Annotated in this window: 13 protein-coding genes; 4 read left to right on the top strand and 9 right to left on the bottom strand. The window is 60.6% G+C overall.

Going from position 1 to position 14,960, the window contains the following annotated elements:
- Positions 1-57: 57 nt before the first annotated feature.
- Positions 58-651: a DUF938 domain-containing protein gene (locus Q0677_RS11175; protein WP_298909725.1), complete on the bottom strand. Its 594-nt coding sequence runs from the start codon at positions 649-651 to the stop codon at positions 58-60.
- Between the two features lie 131 nt (positions 652-782).
- On the opposite strand from Q0677_RS11175, the gene gloB reads away from it, so the two are divergent.
- Together gloB and clpA are read left to right on the top strand one after the other, a co-directional pair.
- The gene (gene gloB, locus Q0677_RS11170) at positions 783-1,547 is read left to right on the top strand and encodes a hydroxyacylglutathione hydrolase (protein WP_298909723.1); all 765 of its coding nucleotides are present in this window, start codon (positions 783-785) and stop codon (positions 1,545-1,547) included.
- A gap of 159 nt (positions 1,548-1,706) precedes the next feature.
- Positions 1,707-4,034, top strand: a complete 2,328-nt coding sequence (gene clpA, locus Q0677_RS11165; RefSeq protein ID WP_298909722.1) for an ATP-dependent Clp protease ATP-binding subunit ClpA — start codon at positions 1,707-1,709, stop codon at positions 4,032-4,034.
- An 82-nt stretch (positions 4,035-4,116) separates the two neighbouring features.
- Here the strand turns inward: clpA and Q0677_RS11160 are convergent, their stop codons facing one another.
- The 3 genes from Q0677_RS11160 to Q0677_RS11150 all read right to left on the bottom strand — a co-directional run bounded on the left by Q0677_RS11160 (position 4,117) and on the right by Q0677_RS11150 (position 7,676).
- Positions 4,117-5,853 (bottom strand): peptidoglycan -binding protein, encoded by a 1,737-nt coding sequence (locus Q0677_RS11160; protein ID WP_298909720.1) that lies wholly within the window; start codon positions 5,851-5,853, stop codon positions 4,117-4,119.
- Between the two features lie 3 nt (positions 5,854-5,856).
- Positions 5,857-7,053 carry a biopolymer transporter ExbB gene (locus Q0677_RS11155; RefSeq protein ID WP_298909718.1) on the bottom strand — a complete coding sequence of 399 codons (1,197 nt, stop codon included), beginning with the start codon at positions 7,051-7,053 and terminating at the stop codon, positions 5,857-5,859.
- Between the two features lie 83 nt (positions 7,054-7,136).
- Positions 7,137-7,676, bottom strand: a complete 540-nt coding sequence (locus Q0677_RS11150) for a gamma-glutamylcyclotransferase (RefSeq protein WP_298561224.1) — start codon at positions 7,674-7,676, stop codon at positions 7,137-7,139.
- A 72-nt stretch (positions 7,677-7,748) separates the two neighbouring features.
- Here Q0677_RS11150 and Q0677_RS11145 point away from each other — a divergent pair, with 72 nt between their 5' ends.
- Entirely contained in the window at positions 7,749-8,750 is a 1,002-nt protein-coding gene (locus tag Q0677_RS11145; protein ID WP_298909715.1) for a DUF2125 domain-containing protein, read from the top strand.
- A 46-nt stretch (positions 8,751-8,796) separates the two neighbouring features.
- On the opposite strand, the gene Q0677_RS11140 is transcribed toward Q0677_RS11145, so the two are convergent.
- The 4 genes from Q0677_RS11140 to Q0677_RS11125 all read right to left on the bottom strand — a co-directional run bounded on the left by Q0677_RS11140 (position 8,797) and on the right by Q0677_RS11125 (position 12,853).
- Positions 8,797-9,717 (bottom strand): prephenate/arogenate dehydrogenase family protein, encoded by a 921-nt coding sequence (locus tag Q0677_RS11140; protein WP_298910453.1) that lies wholly within the window; start codon positions 9,715-9,717, stop codon positions 8,797-8,799.
- Entirely contained in the window at positions 9,711-10,832 is a 1,122-nt protein-coding gene (hisC, locus tag Q0677_RS11135) for a histidinol-phosphate transaminase (protein ID WP_298909713.1), read from the bottom strand. The genes Q0677_RS11140 and hisC overlap by 7 nt, the downstream gene beginning before the upstream one ends.
- 179 nt (positions 10,833-11,011) lie before the next feature.
- Positions 11,012-11,632 (bottom strand): 30S ribosomal protein S4, encoded by a 621-nt coding sequence (gene rpsD / locus Q0677_RS11130; RefSeq protein WP_282181567.1) that lies wholly within the window; start codon positions 11,630-11,632, stop codon positions 11,012-11,014.
- Between the two features lie 153 nt (positions 11,633-11,785).
- Positions 11,786-12,853, bottom strand: coding sequence for a Hint domain-containing protein (locus tag Q0677_RS11125; RefSeq protein ID WP_298909708.1), 1,068 nt, complete (start codon positions 12,851-12,853; stop codon positions 11,786-11,788).
- 182 nt (positions 12,854-13,035) lie between these two features.
- On the opposite strand from Q0677_RS11125, the gene Q0677_RS11120 reads away from it, so the two are divergent.
- Positions 13,036-14,202, top strand: a complete 1,167-nt coding sequence (locus Q0677_RS11120) for an alpha-hydroxy acid oxidase (protein ID WP_298909706.1) — start codon at positions 13,036-13,038, stop codon at positions 14,200-14,202.
- A 43-nt stretch (positions 14,203-14,245) separates the two neighbouring features.
- Here the strand turns inward: Q0677_RS11120 and fliP are convergent, their stop codons facing one another.
- Entirely contained in the window at positions 14,246-14,944 is a 699-nt protein-coding gene (fliP, locus tag Q0677_RS11115; RefSeq protein ID WP_298910452.1) for a flagellar type III secretion system pore protein FliP, read from the bottom strand.
- Between the last annotated feature and the right edge of the window lie 16 nt (positions 14,945-14,960).

Below are 14,960 nucleotides of genomic sequence, written 5' to 3'. Positions count from 1 at the left end.
TCAGTGCCGAGACTACCCGAACGCTGATAAATTGGAATGCCCATCTTCAATGCGCGGTCAGTGTGCGGCTCGGCGCAGAACCAAGGCCAGATTGTTCGCGGGCATCTCGATCAGATCGGCACGGCGCAACCCGGCTTCCGCCGCCCACGCCTCGACCTTCTCAAGATCCTTGTAACCGATCTGAGGGTCATGATCTGTCAGAGCCGCATGAAAACTCTTGTCCCCTTCACTGCGAAATGCGCCTCCGGTTCTGAACGGACCATACAGGAACCAATGTGCACCGGGGGCCAGATTGCGCGCGACGCCCGCAATCACGGCACGCGCGGTGGGCGCGTCGATCAGGTGCATCAGGTTCACGGTTACGATCATCGACATCGGCCCCGTGCGCCACGATGGGGCACTGGCATCCAGCCATTGCGCCAAGCGCATGTTCTCGACCCCTTTTTCGGCGCGCCACGCGTCGATGCTGTTCAGGCGATCAGGGTCGATATCGGTCGGTTGCCAAATCACATCGGGAAAATGCCCGGCATATTCCACGATATGCTCGCCCGTGCCCGAGGCAAGTTCCAACGCGACCCCGTGCTTCGGCACGAAGGGCTTCATGGCATCTAGAATCGGAAACAAATTACGGGCCGCAGATGGCGCAGACATCCGGCCATCTCCGCGCTCTTGCGCGATCGAATGTGGTTTTTCTCCCGCCATTTTTATCCCTCGGGCGCATTACCAGTATTGAGGCTTAGGACCGTTTGGGCAAGACTGTTGCACCACCACGGAGAACCAACATGCTCGAACTTGTCACAATTCCCTGCCTTTCGGATAATTATGCATTTCTGCTGCATGACGCCAAGTCAGAGAAAACTGCGCTGATCGACGCGCCCGAGACCCTGCCCATCGAAGGCGAACTGGAACAGCGCGGCTGGACCCTGTCCGAGATTTGGCTGACCCATCACCATTGGGACCATATTGACGGGGTCGCCGATCTGGTTGCCGCCACCGGCGCCCGCGTGATCGGAGCCGAGGCCGATGCGCACCGCCTGCCCCCACTGGATCAGGCGCTCACCCCCGGGACGAGTTTCGACTTTGCGGGCCACGAGGTTCAGGTGCTGGACGTCCCCGGCCACACAATCGGCCACATCGCGTTCTATGTCCCCGCCGCCAAGGCTGCCTTCACCGGCGATAGCCTGATGGCGATGGGCTGTGGTCGCCTGTTTGAAGGGCGCCCCGAACAGATGTGGGATAGCCTGCAACGCCTGATGGCGCTGCCCGCCGACACGCTGATCTGCTCGGGCCATGAATATACCGGTGGCAATATCTCGTTTGCGCTGACCATCGAGCCGGACAATGCCGCTCTACGCGCCCGCCGCGAACGGGTCGAGGCCGCCCGCGCCGAGGGCCAGCCCACCGTCCCATCCCTTCTGTCAGACGAGCTGGAAACCAACCCATTTCTGCGCGCGCACTTGTCGTCGGTCAAAGCTGCCCTACATAAAGAGACCGCATCCGACGCCGAGGTCTTTGCCGAGATCCGCGCCAGGAAAGACGATTTCTAAGGCAAATCTCAAGAAATCACGCTTGTGCGAGCAGAAATTGACCAAAAGGGTCTTGATAGCGACGCAAGGACAACCGAACCTTAATACTATGAGGCAACGGTAAAAAGGCGAAGAAATCGCCAGCGATGTCCACCGCTGAACTTACGAGGAGTGCGCAACATGCCATCTTTTTCAAAACCCCTCGAAGAAGCCATCCATCAGGCATTGGCTTTGGCAAACGACCGCAAGCACGAGCTTGCAACGCTTGAGCATCTGCTGCTCGCGCTTCTGGACGAACCAGACGCGACGCGGGTGATGCAGGCGTGTTCGGTCGATCTGGACGTGCTGCGCAAAGTGCTGATCGAATTCATCGATGAAGAACTCACCACCCTGATCACCGACATCGAAGGCAACGAAGCGGTCCCGACCGCCGCGTTCCAGCGCGTGATCCAGCGCGCTGCGATCCACGTCCAAAGCTCGGGCCGGACCGAAGTGACAGGCGCCAATGTGCTGGTCGCCATCTTCGCCGAACGCGAATCGAACGCGGCCTTCTTCCTGCAAGAACAGGACATGACGCGCTATGACGCGGTGAACTACATCGCCCACGGCGTCGCGAAAGAGCCGGGCTTTGGCGAAGCGCGCCCGATTTCGGGCACGCCGGACTTCGATGACGAGGATGTGCAAGACGCCCAGCCCGCCGAAGAAAATGATAGCGCACTTGGGAAATACTGCGTCGATCTGAACGCCAAGGCGCGTGAGGGCGACATTGACCCGCTGATCGGCCGCGGCCACGAAGTTGAACGCTGCATTCAGGTTCTGTGCCGCCGCCGCAAGAACAACCCGCTTCTGGTGGGCGATCCCGGCGTGGGCAAGACCGCCATCGCGGAAGGTCTGGCCACCAAGATCGTGGCGGGCGAAACACCCGAGATTCTGTCGGAAACCACCATCTACTCGCTCGACATGGGCGCGCTTTTGGCGGGCACCCGCTATCGCGGTGATTTCGAGGAACGTCTGAAAGCTGTGATGAAAGAGCTTGAGGAGCATCCCGACGCGGTGCTGTTCATCGACGAGATCCACACGGTGATCGGTGCCGGGGCGACTTCGGGCGGAGCGATGGATGCCTCGAACCTGCTGAAGCCTGCACTTCAGGGCGGCAAGCTGCGCTGCATGGGCTCGACCACCTACAAGGAATTCCGCCAACATTTCGAAAAAGACCGCGCCCTGTCGCGCCGTTTCCAAAAGATCGACGTGAACGAGCCGACAGTCGAGGATGCAGTGAAGATCCTGCAGGGTCTGAAACCCTATTTCGAGGAACATCACGGCGTGAAATACACCGCCGATGCGATCAAATCGGCTGTCGAGCTGTCGGACCGCTATGTCAACGACCGCAAACTGCCCGACAAGGCCATCGATGTGATCGACGAAGCGGGCGCGGCCCAGCATTTGCTGATCGCCTCGAAGCGGAAGAAAACAATCGGCACCAGGGAAATCGAGGCTGTCGTGGCCAAGATCGCCCGCATCCCGCCGAAGAACGTCTCGAAGGACGACGCGGAAACCCTGCGCGACCTTGAGAAGTCTCTGAAGCGCGTCGTGTTCGGTCAGGACACCGCGATCGAGGCGCTGTCCTCGGCGATCAAACTGGCGCGTGCCGGTCTGCGTGAGCCTGAAAAGCCCATCGGCAACTATCTGTTCGCCGGTCCCACCGGTGTGGGCAAGACCGAGGTTGCCAAGCAACTGGCCGACAACCTGGGCGTCGAGCTTCTGCGCTTTGACATGTCCGAATATATGGAGAAACACGCCGTCAGCCGTCTGATTGGTGCGCCTCCGGGCTATGTCGGGTTTGATCAGGGCGGTCTTCTGACCGATGGCGTTGACCAGCATCCGCATTGCGTGCTGCTGCTGGACGAGATCGAGAAAGCACACCCGGACGTCTACAATATCCTGCTGCAGGTGATGGATAATGGCGAACTGACCGACCATAACGGCCGTACCGTCAGCTTCCGCAACGTGGTTCTGATCATGACCTCGAACGCTGGCGCCTCGGAACAGGCGAAGGCCGCGATCGGCTTTGGCCGTGACCGTCGCGAGGGCGAAGACACCGCAGCCATCGAACGCACATTCACGCCGGAGTTCCGCAACCGTCTGGACGCGGTGATCAGCTTCGCGCCGCTGGGCAAAGAGGTGATCCTGCAAGTGGTCGAAAAATTCGTACTGCAGCTTGAGGCCCAGCTGATGGACCGCGGCGTGCATATCGAACTGACCCGCGCCGCTGCCGAATGGATTGCCGACAAGGGCTATGACGATCGCATGGGCGCCCGCCCATTGGGCCGCGTGATCCAAGAGCACATCAAGAAGCCGCTGGCCGAAGAGCTCCTGTTCGGCAAGCTGGCGAAAGGTGGCTTGGTGCAGGTTGGCGTCAAAGCTGGCAATCTGGAACTTCGCTACGAAGAGCCCAAAGCCCCGCGCATCGGCCGCCGCAAGAAGCCCCCGCTTCTGCCCGCCGATTGATACACGGCCGCTGGAGTACTGCACTGATACAATGCGCCGCCCCCCGGGAGCGGCGCATTTTCTTGTTCGCGGCTATCGCGCCTTAGCGTTCGGTCAGCTTCAACTCGATCCGGCGGTTTTCGGCGCGCGCTTCGGGCGTATCCGCTGGATTTACCGGGCGGTATTCACCAAAGCCCGTCGCGGCCAGTCGATCCGGCGGGAAATCCAGCGCGTCGATCATATATTCGACCACCGACAGGGCACGCGCCTGGCTGAGCTCCCAGTTGTTGCGATACGCCCCGCGCCCGGACAGCGGCACGTTGTCCGTGTGCCCATCGACGCGGATTACCCAATCCACCTCATTGGGAATCTCGCCCGCCACTTCCGAGAGCAGCGACGCCACACGCGCAACTTGCGCCCGCCCTTCGGGCTGAAGCTCGGCGCGGGCGCTTTCGAACAGCACCTCGGACGAGAACACGAACCGGTCGCCCACGATTTGAACGCCCTCGCGGTTGCCCAGAACCTCGCGCAGTTTGCCGAAGAATTCCGACCGATAGGCGGATAGCTCTTTGGCTTCGGCTTCCAGACGTTTGCGTTCGGCCTCTTCCAGTTCCGCGCGGCGACGTTCCTCGGCTGCGACGCGCGCAAGGGCGGCGTTCAGCTCGGACCCCAATTTCTGGATCTGCACCTGTGCGGCCTGATCACGGGCAGAGCCTTCGTCCAGAATGGCCTGAAGCCCACCCAACTGCGTCCGGAGAGCAGCGACTTGCTCGTTCAGCAACGCGATCTTGCGTTGGCTTTCCGCGCTTTCGGCTTCTTCCTCGGCCAGCGCCAGATTGGCGGCGGCCAGCAGACGTGCGCGCTCTTCGGCTTGGGTCAGTGTCTCGGTCGCGATCCGCTCAGCATTCAGGCGCGCCGCAAGTTCGGCCTCAAGCCGGTCGCGCAGTTCAGCGGAATCCGCACCGGCGGCGGTCTGTTCTTCAAGCTGCAACAACGCCGCCGCCAAGCGCTTGTCCAGATCCACACCCGCCGCCTTGGAGGCGGCCAACAAGGTCAGCGTTTCCTCGGCCCGCTTGCGTTCTTCTTCGAGCGCCAAGGTCATGGCGGTCAGTTCGGTATCTGCGTTCTGCAGCCGCTCGCGCAAGGCTTCGGCGGCCGCAGCCTCGGCCAAGCGTCCGGCCTCTTCTTCATCCAGCGCTGTCTGGCCTTCGGTGACCTTCACTTCCAGATCAGCGACCAAAGCCTCCAACGCCTCGCGCTTGGCAGCAGCAAGGCGCGCGGCCTCGGCACCGGCATCGACCTCGTCACGCGCTTTGGCGAGGGCCAGTTGCAACGCCTCTTGTTCGCTCAGCAATTTGGTGCGGGCGGTTTCAAGTTCTTCCACCGTCGCACTCAGCGCCTCACCCTCGGCCAACGCACGGTCCCGTTCAGACAGAAGCGTGGCCACCTGCGCTTCGAAACTGGTGATCTTCGCGGCCTGCGCAGCCAGCTCAGCCGCTTGGCTTTCTGTCTGCGTCGTCAGCTGCGCAATTAATGCCGCCTGCGCGTCGGATATCGAGCGCGCTTCGGTCAGGGTCGCATTCAACGTGCCGATCTCGCCCTGAAGGGCCTCGGTCCGGTTGCGCTCCAGCCCCAGCGCATCGGCCAATTCGGACACCTGCGCAGACAGCTCGTCCAGCTCGCTCGCCTGCCCCGAGATCGTCTCGCGCAGGATGAACTGCACGATCATGAAGATGGTCAGGACGAACATCAACACCAGCAAAAGTGCGGTCATGGCGTCCACGAAGCCGGGCCAGATGGACCCGCTGACGCGTTGGGTGGATCGGCGGGTCAGCGCCATGGCTTATTCCTGCTCCTGACCCGAGGCGACGCGAATCACATGGGTCAAAGTTGCCAGATCGCCGCGCAAATCGGCCAGACTTTCCTGCCGTCCGGCTTGCATTTCTTCCAAAATACGCAGCATCTGCACGTCGATCGAGCGCAGGCGCATGCGGCTTTCGGCGTCCACTTGATCCTCGTCGGTGACAGAGTTCGCTTCGAGGATTTGGCGCACGGCCTCTTGGCTTTCGGCGATCTGCATCAACGCCTGGGTCTGTCCGTCATCCTGCGCCAACTGGCTTGTCAACGCTTCGACATTGTCCGCAAGCGACCGAAGCCGTTCATCCATCATCGTGCGCTGCGCATCCGCTTGGACAAACATGGTCTGCATGGTTTCGATCTGCTCGGCCAGAATGCCCAGATAGGCCCCGGCCTCGGACGCGTCTTCACTGTCGCCCGACGCATAGCTAAGCTTGGTAATGGTCGACAGCCACTCTTCCAGCTGGCGATAAAAGCGGTTCTGGCCGTGACCCGCAAACAGCTCCATCAATCCGACAACCAGCGACCCGGCAAGCCCCAGAAGCGAGGACGAGAACGCCGTGCCCATACCGCCCAGTTGCTCTTCCAGCCCGGTCATCAGGCGATTGAACACCTCGACCCCGCCTTCGCCTTCCCCCGGCGCAAGCGAGCGGATGGTTTCGACCACCGCAGGCACGGTTGTCGCAAGGCCAAAGAACGTGCCCAAAAGGCCAAGGAAAATCAGAAGGTTGACGATATAGCGCGTGATGTCGCGCGCTTCATCAATCCGAGTGGCGATACTGTCAAGGATCGAGCGGGACGACGACGCGCCAATTTGCAACTGCGTCCCCCGGTTCGACCGCATCAACGCCGCCAGAGATGCCAGCAGACGCGGGGCGCGATCGGGGTCGTGTGCCTCGCGCTGTTGAACAAAGCCCTCGATCCAGCTGACCGAGGCGAAAACCTGCCAAACCTGCCAGAAACAGGCCAAGAGCCCGATGATGAAGACAAACAGGATGAACCCGTTCAGATACAGGTTCGCCATGAACACGGGCAAGACATGCGGCAACGCCACGAACGTGCCAAAGCCCACAAGGCCCAAGGCCACCAGCATCAGAAAGATCTGACGCACGGGTTGAGTGAAAGACGGCTCGATGCCTTTTCTTCTGGGCGCAGTCAGCGTCCCGCGATCCGGGTGATCCATGCGGGGTAAGTCCTTGTCGCCATTGTTATTGGCGTCAGGATAGGCAGGTTTTTATTTTCTGCCAAGCTTTCTGTCCGCAGAATTTAACCGCCCGTCAACGCGCGGACCTGGCGTGACAACCACGACAAATCTTCGTCTTCGATGCCCAGCTCGGTCAGGTGGCTGGCGGTGTTGTACAGGTACTCGGTATTCGGCCCCCTGCCCCCAACCGCGGTCGAGATAATGCGGGCCTGTTCGTCCAGTTCAATCTGGCAATACTGCACGTGATCGGGGTCAATCACATAGGTCACGGCCTCGACCCGGCGGCCATCGCGCAGGTCGATCATCAGCCGTTTTTCCAGATAGGCCGAGGATACAAGCTCGCGTTCGCGCAGATCGGCCATGGTCTGATCATAGGTGCCGGGACGGGCGCGGAAGGCCAGCCCCTGACAATGCGCACCGGCCAGTTCGTCCAGCGCCAGCACCAGCCCCGGATGGTCTTCCGTGCCGCGGTGGTGGATCGAACGCATGCAGAAGCTGCGGTGATAGTCCGGCAGCGTGGCGACCAGCGCTTCGTCATGGTCAAAGCCCGGGTTCCACATCAGCGACCCATAGCCGAAAACCCACAAATCGCCGTTGCTCATTTCACTCGCCCTTCTGTCCTTCGCGCAGTACACACGCCTATAAGCATGTATCGTGCAAAAAGGGAATTGAAGATGCGTAAGCTGGTTGTGATTGCAGTGGTTCTGGCGGGGCTTTGGTCCGGATATTGGTTTATCGGGGCAAAGGGCGTCGAAAGCGCGTTTACTGCCTGGATCGAGGATCGCCGCGCCGAGGGCTGGGTATCGCAGGCCGAGGACATCTCGACCCAAGGGTTTCCCAACCGGTTCGACACGATCTTTACGGGGTTAGAGCTCGCCGATCCGGAAACGGGCCTCGCGTGGCGGGCGGATGAATTCAAGGTCCTTGCGCTGTCCTATCAGCCCAATCACGTGATCGCGGTGTGGCCGGGGCAGCAGATCCTGTCGTCGCCGCTGCAAAACATCAGTTTTCAAGCCGACAGTTTCAAAGGATCGCTGGTCTTCGATCCCACCCCCGACCTTCCGCTGGACCGCAGTTCAATCGTGATCGAGAACCTGACCATGCAGTCCAACGCGGGCTGGACCGCCGGGCTTGAGGCCGGGCAGATCGCGACGCGCAAATCCTCGGCCGCGCCAAACCGGCACGACATACATTTCGAGGCCACCGGGCTGCTGCCAGCCTCGTCCTTTGTTCAGAGTTTTGGAGATGGCAACCTACTGCCTCCGGTGTTTGAACGCGCGCTGCTGAAAGCCAGCGTCGATTTCACCGGGCCGTGGGACCGGCATGCTGTCGAAACAGCACGTCCGCAGATCACCCGGATCGAGATCAGCGAGCTGGACGCCACATGGGGCGAGTTGGGGCTGAAAGCAGTCGGCGCGGTGGACGTGGACGAGCGCGGCATTCCCACGGGCGAAGTCGCCATCAAGGCCAAGAACTGGCGCAAGATGATCGAAATCGCCGAAGCCTCGGGCGCCATCGCACCCGAGCTGGTCAGCACGGTTACCGGCGCACTTCAGTTCGTGGCGGGTCTGTCGGGCAATTCGGAAACTTTGGACGTGACCCTGCGCCTGTCCGGTGGGGCGGTCTTCCTTGGACCGATCCCCATCGGCGCGGCCCCGATCATCAAGATCCGCTAAGCCTTCAGCGGCAGCAAGCGCCGCCGCGATCGCGTCTTATGCACACCTAGTCGTGTTTGACCGAACGTCCGAAATCGGGTGCGTCCGTATCCTGTCCGGCCTCAATGATGCCACGACGGATCGCACGGGTGCGAGTGAAATAGTCAAACAGGTGGTCCCCATCGCCCGTCCGGATGGCACGTTGCAGGGCAAACAACTCTTCCGTGAAGCGGCCAAGGATCTCTAAGGTCGCGTCTTTGTTGGACAAAAACACGTCACGCCACATGGTCGGGTCGGACGCGGCGATCCGCGTAAAGTCGCGGAAACCCGCCGCCGAGTAGTTAATCACCTCGGTATCTGTCACGCGGCTTAGGTCGTCGGCGACACCTACCATCGTGTAAGCGATCAGGTGCGGCGCGTGGCTTGTGACGGCCAGAACCAGATCGTGGTGATCGGCATCCATCGTGTCGACATTTGCGCCCATACCTTCCCAGAGGTCGCGCAGGCGCTGGGTCGCAGCCTCATCCGCGCCGTTCGGCACAAGGATGCACCAGCGGTTGTCGTAAAGTTCGGCAAAACCCGAGCGCGGGCCGCTATGTTCGGTACCAGCAAGCGGGTGGCCGGGGATGAAATGGACGTTGTCCGGCAGATGCGGCGACACGGCTTCGATGACCGCACCTTTGACCGAGCCCACATCCGTGACCGTCGCGCCGGCTTTCAGAACCGGTCCGATCTCTTGCGCCACGGGGCCCATCGCACCTACGGGCACGGCCAGCACCACAAGGTCTGCACCTTCAGCGGCCTCGGCGGCGGTGTCTACGACGCGGTCACAAAATCCGACCTCGCGGGCGATGTCGCGTGTTTCAGCAGACCGAGCGGTGCCAACAATCTCGCCCGCCAAGCCGCTGCGGCGCATGGCATGCGCCATCGACGACGCGATCAGGCCAAGGCCGATCAGGGCCACACGTTGGTAGATCACGCTCATGATGCACCCCCTTCGGATTTGCTGTCATCCGACGCAGGCACGACACCTTTGAAACGTCCGATCATATGGGCAACACGGCGGCACGAAGCCTCGTCCCCGATGGTGATGCGCAGGCAGTTGGGCAGGCCATAGCCCGCGACACGGCGCACGATGATGCCTTCGCTTTGCAGGAAGTCATCACAAGCGTTCGCCTCGTCCGCGTCGGCAAAGCGCGCCAGAATGAAGTTGGCGCAAGAGGTATCCGACGGCACGCCCAGTTCGGCCAGCGCTTCGGCAAGCCATGCGCGCAGGCGGGTGTTTTCGCGCAGGCAGCGTTCCACATGTTCGCGGTCGCCCAGCGCTGCCTCGGCAGCATCCAGCTGCGGCATCGAAAGGTTGAATGGCCCACGCACACGGTTCAGAACACCGATCACCTCGGCCGAGGCATAGCCCCACCCAATGCGCAGCCCGCCAAGGCCATACATCTTCGAGAACGTGCGCGTCATGACCACGTTCGGGAATTTCTCGACCAGCGAAGCCCCGCCATCGAAACCATCCACATACTCGGCATAGGCACCGTCGATGACCATCAGCACATCGTCAGGCAGCTCGCGCGCCAAACGTGACAGATCGGCCCGGCTGACCATCGTGCCCGTCGGGTTGCCCGGATTGGTCACGAACACCAGCGAGGTCTTGGGCGTCACCGCCTTCAGAATTTCGTCCACGTCGACCATGCGTTCGCGTTCGGGCACCATCACCGGCGTCGCACCCGCCGCAAGGGCCGAGATTTTGTACATCGAGAACCCGTGCTCGGTATAAATCACCTCGGTCTCGGGACCGCTATAGCATTGGCACAGAAAGGTAATGATCTCGTCCGAGCCGACACCACAGATGATCCGCTCTGGGTCCAGCCCGTTCAGTTCACCAATCGCCGCCCGCAGGCTGGCGTGATCGGTGTTCGGATAACGATGAAGCGCATGACCTGCCTTCTGAAATACCTCAACGGCAAGCGGGCTTGGCCCAAACGGGTTTTCGTTCGAGCTGAGCTTGATCACATTCGACATCCCGTCGATGCCCGAGGCACCGCCGACATAGGGCTTGATCTGCATGATCCCCGGCTGGGGCACAGGTTTCGTCATGACTTGGCCTTTCCTTCGTAGGCGCGTTTTAGACTTAGTCCAAATTCAAGACCAGCGATGTTTGGGGCCGGTCGTATTTTTCAAATAGAATGGCAAATTGGCCGCATGTTGCGCCCGTAAGCATAAAAAAAGGGCCGCGACTGGCGCGGCCCTTCTGAATTCGTCTGGTGCGGCGAAGATTAGTTCTTCGCGTAGAATTCGACCACGAGGTTCGGTTCCATCATCACCGGATACGGCACGTCCGACAGGCCGGGGGTGCGGGTGAAGGTGGCGGTCAGTTTCGAATGGTCGGCTTCGATGTAGTCAGGCACATCACGTTCGGCCAGCGCAACGGCTTCCAGAACGATGGCCAGCTGCTTCGAGCGGTCACGTACTTCGATGACGTCGCCTTCTTTCACGCGGTACGAAGGAATGTTTACCTTCTTGCCGTTCACGGTCACGTGGCCGTGGTTCACGAACTGGCGTGCTGCGAAAACGGTCGGAACGAACTTGGCGCGGTAGACAACAGCGTCCAGACGACGCTCCAGCAGACCGATCAGGTTTTCACCGGTGTCGCCTTTAACACGCTCGGCTTCGCCATAGATGCGACGGAACTGTTTCTCGGTCAGGTCGCCGTAGTAGCCTTTCAGCTTCTGCTTGGCGCGCAGCTGCAGACCGAAGTCCGACATTTTGCCCTTGCGACGCTGGCCGTGCTGGCCGGGGCCGTATTCACGACGGTTTACCGGCGACTTCGGACGTCCCCAGATGTTTTCGCCCATACGGCGGTCAATTTTGTACTTGGCAGCAGTTCTTTTGGTCATCTGCTGATCTCCTTCTGTAAACTTCGAAGGGCGTTGTCCTCTGGCTTGCGCCTGACAGGGATCCCCTTGCGGGGGCCACCAACACCAATGAAAACCGGCCCCTCGCGGGACCGGATTTGGGGCTTATAGCGCCGTGAGCGGTGGAGTCAATGACTAGGCCACGCCAATTTCCATTGAATTCTCGTGGACCACATGCGGTGTTTGCGCAGTGCTGGTGGCCATCTCGTCCAACTGCGGGAACAGGGCTTTCAGGCGTGCGCGATGCTCGGTCATTGTTGCGTCCAGATCCGCAAATGCGGGGTGCTGGCTTTCCACCGGAACACCATTGGCCCAGACCACCTCGTGGCGGCCAAGCAGCACTTGATAGAATGTCATCTCGGGCGCGTTGCGATCACAGGTGATTAGGCTTCCATCCACCAGGTCTGCGGCGCCTGCCAAAACCTCGTCCTGCCCAAGCAACTGCTTCGCACGCATGCCCGAGACAAGGATCTGTTGATGGGGCGAGACCAGCAAATCCGCATCTGGTTGGCCGGGGCGAATGGCGCCCGCGCGCAGGCGGATTGGCTTCAGCGCGGGTTCGGCCATCATGCGCGCTTGCGAGATGTGGCGCTGCCCGACCCAAAGGACCGGCTGGCCACCATGTTCGCGGGTCAGGATCACGCTGCCTTCGCGCAACTCCTCGACCGCACACTCGCCCGAGGGCGTGCGCACGCGAGAGCCTTGCGACAGGATGGCGACGCCCGACGGGAGCTCTGTCAGAAGATCGTCTTGCGTCGCGACCAGATTGGCGCGCACCACGCGCAGGGTCGTTTCGGGGCGCGGCATGGAACCTGCGAAGACCAACAGCGGGGTGCCTCCGTTCGGCGAGATCACCAAAGACACGCGATAGCTTTCATAGCCATCCGTGACCTCGAACCCGACGTTCAAGCGGGGATCATCCTCTGCCAGCACCTCAAGCCCGGCGGCGCCGATCGTTGCGGCCCCGACAAGTTGGTGCGCGAAGATGGCCGCGCGACGCCGCTTGTCGACCTGATCCCCAACATTTTGCAACAGGGCCAGCTCGCGTGTGCGATCAAGGCGTACGGCCTCGCCGCTCCATTCCCAGTCTGATCCTGTGGTTAACATTGCCATAGGTGCATTCACGGTCGAATTGACCGTTGTCTGCGCCCATGAAATTACGAAAGTGCCTTCGTAGCCCGTATTCATGATTATACCTGCCATTATATTTTTTCACAGGATACCACGAGCGAATCACCCTGATAAGTGTTTTGTCATCGCTCCGCGTTCGCTGTCGCAGGTGAGTCACAAAATCCACAGTCCGCACGTCCACCAATCAGCCGCAACGCCCCTTGCGTCGCCCACCTTCGATTGGTAACAATTTTTTACCAGCCGCAGGAGCCCCCATGCCCGTCATTACGGAAATCGAAGATCTGCGCCGTATCTACAAACGGCGCGTGCCCAAAATGTTCTATGACTATGCCGAAAGCGGCAGTTGGTCTGAGCAAACCTTCCGCGAGAACAGCTCGGACTTCGACAAGATCTATTTCCGCCAACGCGTTGCAGTGGACATGGACAACCGGTCGACTCGCACAACAATGCTGGGGCAGGATGTATCGATGCCTGTGGCTCTGGCACCGGTTGGGCTGACCGGCATGCAATGTGCAGATGGCGAAATCAAAGCGGCCAAAGCGGCCGAGGATTTCGGGGTGCCGTTCACCCTGTCCACCATGTCGATCTGCTCGATTGAAGACGTGGCCGAGAACACCAACGCCCCCTTCTGGTTCCAAGTCTATACGCTGAAAGACGACGATTTCATGCGTCGCCTGTTCGACCGCGCACGCGCCGCAAGATGTCCGGCCATCGTGGTCACGGTCGATTTGCAGGTGCTGGGACAACGGCACAAAGACCTGAAAAACGGCTTGTCGGCTCCGCCCAAGCTGACCGTGAAATCTGTGGCTGACATGATGACCAAGGTGCAATGGGGGCTGGGAATGCTCGGCACCAAGCGCCGCTTCTTCGGCAACATCGTAGGCCACGCGGAAGGGGTCGAAGATCCGTCCTCGCTACACACCTGGACCGCGCAGGCTTTTGATCCATCACTGGACTGGGACCGCATCAAACAGTTCAAGAAGATGTGGAACGGCCCGATGATCGTGAAAGGCATCATGGAGCCCGAAGACGCCATCGCCGCCGTCAATGCCGGCGCGGATGCCATCATCGTCTCGAACCATGGAGGGCGCCAATTGGATGGCGCGCTCAGCTCGATCCGCGCCCTGCCCGCCATTTTGGACGCTGTTGGCGACAAGGTCGAAGTGCATCTGGATAGCGGTATTCGTTCCGGTCAGGACGTGTTGAAAGCCATCGCGATGGGGGCCAAGGGCACCTATATCGGACGGGCCTTCACCTATGGTCTGGGCGCTATGGGCCAAGAAGGCGTAACCCGCGCGCTAGAGGTTCTGCTCAAGGAAATGGATATCTCGATGGCCTTTTGTGGCCACACGGACATCAACACAGTGGACCGGAACATCCTGCGCATCCCCAAGGGCTTTTCGGGCGATTGGGAAGACTGATCCACCCTTCTTATAACTTCGGGCTGGCTGCGCCGTGGCCAGCCTAGAAATAACTCCGCACCAACGCGCCAGATATCAGCGTCCACCCATCGGCCACCACGAAGAAGGCCAGCTTGAAGGGTAGCGACACGATGGCAGGTGGTACCATCATCATCCCCATCGACATCAGAATGGCCGCGACGACAAGGTCGATGATCAGAAACGGCAGGAAGACCAGAAAGCCAATCTGAAAGGCGCGTTCGACCTCGGACAGCAGGAAAGACGGCACCAGCAGCGACAGGGGCGAGGTGCCCGTCAAATCCACATTCGCGGTTTCTTCGCGCAAGGTCGCCAGATGGGTGAAAGTGTCGGGATCAATGCGGTTGGCCATGAATATGCGGAAGGGCTCGATGGCCGCGGTGAAGGCGGGTTCAAGCTCCATCTGCCCTTCGGAAAAGGGTTGCGCCCCCTTGACCCACGCCTCCATGAACACGGGTTCCATGATGAAGTAGGTCAGAAACAGCGCAAGGCTGATGATCAGCATGTTCGGCGGGGATTGCTGCAGGCCGATGGCCTGCCGGAGGATCGACAGCACCGTAACTAAAAACGGAAAACAGGTGATCATGATCGCCAGCCCCGGCACGATGCTGAGCAACGTGACCAGAACGAAAATCTGGATCGTGCGCGTGGCCAGCGACCCGTCATCGCCCAACGATATCGAAATATCCTGCGCCAGCCCGGCATCCCCGGACACGATCCACATCACACCGGCCAGCAGC

It is taken from the genome of uncultured Aliiroseovarius sp. (assembly GCF_947492455.1).
Lineage (GTDB): Bacteria > Pseudomonadota > Alphaproteobacteria > Rhodobacterales > Rhodobacteraceae > Aliiroseovarius.
This window is presented reverse-complemented; position numbering and strand designations above follow the sequence as displayed.

What these genes read in the sequence shown, in the direction of transcription:
- rpsD (WP_282181567.1), bottom strand. Translation starts at nt 11,632, where the DNA reads ATGACCAAAAGAACTGCTGCCAAGTACAAAATTGACCGCCGTATGGGC.
- Q0677_RS11155 (WP_298909718.1), bottom strand. Translation starts at nt 7,053, where the DNA reads ATGGATCACCCGGATCGCGGGACGCTGACTGCGCCCAGAAGAAAAGGC.
- Q0677_RS11120 (WP_298909706.1), top strand. Translation starts at nt 13,036, where the DNA reads ATGCCCGTCATTACGGAAATCGAAGATCTGCGCCGTATCTACAAACGG.
- fliP (WP_298910452.1), bottom strand. Translation starts at nt 14,944, where the DNA reads ATGTGGATCGTGTCCGGGGATGCCGGGCTGGCGCAGGATATTTCGATA.
- gloB (WP_298909723.1), top strand. Translation starts at nt 783, where the DNA reads ATGCTCGAACTTGTCACAATTCCCTGCCTTTCGGATAATTATGCATTT.
- Q0677_RS11175 (WP_298909725.1), bottom strand. Translation starts at nt 651, where the DNA reads ATGTCTGCGCCATCTGCGGCCCGTAATTTGTTTCCGATTCTAGATGCC.
- Q0677_RS11160 (WP_298909720.1), bottom strand. Translation starts at nt 5,853, where the DNA reads ATGGCGCTGACCCGCCGATCCACCCAACGCGTCAGCGGGTCCATCTGG.
- hisC (WP_298909713.1), bottom strand. Translation starts at nt 10,832, where the DNA reads ATGACGAAACCTGTGCCCCAGCCGGGGATCATGCAGATCAAGCCCTAT.
- Q0677_RS11125 (WP_298909708.1), bottom strand. Translation starts at nt 12,853, where the DNA reads ATGGCAGGTATAATCATGAATACGGGCTACGAAGGCACTTTCGTAATT.
- clpA (WP_298909722.1), top strand. Translation starts at nt 1,707, where the DNA reads ATGCCATCTTTTTCAAAACCCCTCGAAGAAGCCATCCATCAGGCATTG.
- Q0677_RS11145 (WP_298909715.1), top strand. Translation starts at nt 7,749, where the DNA reads ATGCGTAAGCTGGTTGTGATTGCAGTGGTTCTGGCGGGGCTTTGGTCC.
- Q0677_RS11150 (WP_298561224.1), bottom strand. Translation starts at nt 7,676, where the DNA reads ATGAGCAACGGCGATTTGTGGGTTTTCGGCTATGGGTCGCTGATGTGG.